The organism is Robbsia andropogonis (genome assembly GCF_000970345.1).
GTDB lineage: Bacteria > Pseudomonadota > Gammaproteobacteria > Burkholderiales > Burkholderiaceae > Robbsia > Robbsia andropogonis.
This window is the reverse complement of record NZ_LAQU01000152.1, coordinates 1-1,861: the sequence shown is the minus strand read 5'-3', so window position 1 is coordinate 1,861 and position 1,861 is coordinate 1. Positions and strand designations below refer to the sequence as shown.

Genomic DNA, 1,861 nt, shown 5'->3' with positions numbered 1-1,861 from the left:
GCTGCCGCACGCGTGAATAACCGCGTCGAAAATAGCCATCAACCGACCCGAGAGCGGGAGCGCCGCATGCGCGGCTTAAGAGATCGGCGACGTGCCCAGCGCTTCCTCTCGAACTTCGGCCCGATTCGACAGCATTTTGCTCTGAAACGACGCCTAATTTGTGCAGCCGAACATCGTCGCGAGCTTACGCTGCGCTTGGAATCGTGGCATCACTTGACGCTCCAGGGCCAAAATCCGTCTGCGTTTTAAACAATGGCCGTAAAGCGCCTCTTTTCCGCTCAATCATCTTCAACGTGACAATGCCCTCGACCCCGTATAATTTGTAAGATGCGGCAGAGTTGGCGGCCCAGGGCGGCGGTCGAATAAATTTGTCCTATGTCGGTGAGAAGTTCGGTCACGCGATTGTTGATCTGTAGCGGGATTCGCCACGCCGTTTAGGCGTGGGCGCCGGATCAATTTTCTCCATGTCGCCGAGAAAAACGATTTCATCGGACAACGCGTCTTGAGGATGCGCGATATGGTGCTTGAGCGCAGCGTTTTTTTGCATCTGCACCAATGCCAACGAACCTGAATCCCGCTTTGTAAAAAAACGTCGCAGCGTCTTCATCTTGGCAAATTAAGGAAACGCTAGACAATCCGAGATCACTTCTCATCTGGTCCGCGATTTCTAAGAATCGACTTCCGACCTGGCGCACCGCGTTTCTGTTGTGGTTCTCGATTGATAAGAGTCTTAGTGAATGCAGCTGCGGCGCTAAACTCATCGTGCCGAAATGTCGACTGCTAGTTGGACTTAAACTACGCATTTCAATTTTTCTGACATTACCTGACCCAGACGCTTCAATCGTCACGTCAAGCATTGACTGTCGATCTCGATCATAAATTTGCATAACAATGGTGACTCGATGCTCTGGAAAAAGAAAAACCCTATCGTGGAAAGCATATTGCGTATGCCAAGCTTACCGAAGCGATGGCTCCGAGCGCGAAACGTTATCGATGATCGGTCAGGCGTGCTCTTAACTGAATATTCATTGGCCGCGTATCATCGTTGCCCGGCTGACCAGGAACGATCACGATCCCGAGTCGCCACAACCAAGTCTCTCCATTCGCGCAACGTAGTCAGTTTTCGCGCTAACGGCGTCACGCTACGTTTGGAAAGGCGCGACGAATGTCACACCGCCTCCACGCACTCGTTCTCCGACGTAACCCCTCATTCCAGGCTTACGTCGCAGCGCGCAGCATTTATTCATATTGCATACGTATGCAATATGAACCACGTCAGCGGTGCAGCCGCCAATCGAAGACGCGGGTGGTGCGCGTCGACAATCAGAATGGGAATGTCCTGATGGCAATATGGCTTAAGAGAGGCGCGGATAGCGAGATGATCCGCAGTGCGGATCGCGATGTGCGTGAAACGGTGGAAAAGACGCTCGCCGATATCGAAAAGCGGGGCGACGCCGCGCTGCGGGATTTGTCGATCAATTCCATAAACTCGATCGCGATGACTACCGCCTAAGTGACACCGAGATACATGCGTGCCTGGACGGCATTGTCACGTTGAAGGGTTCTGGTGCAAATAGGTAACAGGGTTGAGAATGTTCTTACCTGTAGGATATCTTATCAAGGAGACAGAACTGCATTCCATACGGCAGGCAGAGCGGTATCCTTGAGACCGATTTTAGTCAGATCGAACTGGCCCTTGCGAATGCGATGCATCAATTCGATGCCTGAGATCGTTGCCAAGGCGTTTCTGAACCGTTTGAAGCCGAGCATCACGTTCGCTCTTGACTTGATGTTTCGGTGGTCCTGCTCAATCATATTGTTCAGATACTTCGAGGATCGGACCTTCGTGTCTTCGGGCAGC

3 protein-coding genes and 1 pseudogene are annotated in these 1,861 nt (G+C 52.2%); 2 read left to right on the top strand and 2 right to left on the bottom strand.

Annotation, left to right across the window (positions count from 1 at the left end; genetic code table 11):
* Positions 1 to 249, top strand: a pseudogene (locus WM40_RS31940) (IS6 family transposase); the annotation flags it as partial.
* A 145-nt stretch (positions 250 to 394) separates the two neighbouring features.
* On the opposite strand, the gene WM40_RS31935 reads toward WM40_RS31940, so the two are convergent.
* Positions 395 to 607, bottom strand: coding sequence for a hypothetical protein (locus tag WM40_RS31935; RefSeq protein ID WP_046154586.1), 213 nt, complete (start codon positions 605 to 607; stop codon positions 395 to 397).
* A gap of 735 nt (positions 608 to 1,342) precedes the next feature.
* Between WM40_RS31935 and WM40_RS26665 the strand changes: the two genes are divergently transcribed.
* The gene (locus tag WM40_RS26665; RefSeq protein ID WP_201779189.1) at positions 1,343 to 1,513 is read left to right on the top strand and encodes a hypothetical protein; all 171 of its coding nucleotides are present in this window, start codon (positions 1,343 to 1,345) and stop codon (positions 1,511 to 1,513) included.
* Between the two features lie 104 nt (positions 1,514 to 1,617).
* Here WM40_RS26665 and WM40_RS26660 read toward each other — a convergent pair.
* The coding region (locus tag WM40_RS26660) for a DDE-type integrase/transposase/recombinase (RefSeq protein WP_046154584.1) at positions 1,618 to 1,861 on the bottom strand (244 nt) is incomplete at its 5' end.

Bases quoted from the DNA above. Each gene is read 5' to 3' on its own strand.
- WM40_RS31935 (WP_046154586.1), bottom strand. From the start codon at position 607: ATGAAGACGCTGCGACGTTTTTTTACAAAGCGGGATTCAGGTTCGTTG.
- WM40_RS26665 (WP_201779189.1), top strand. From the start codon at position 1,343: ATGGCAATATGGCTTAAGAGAGGCGCGGATAGCGAGATGATCCGCAGT.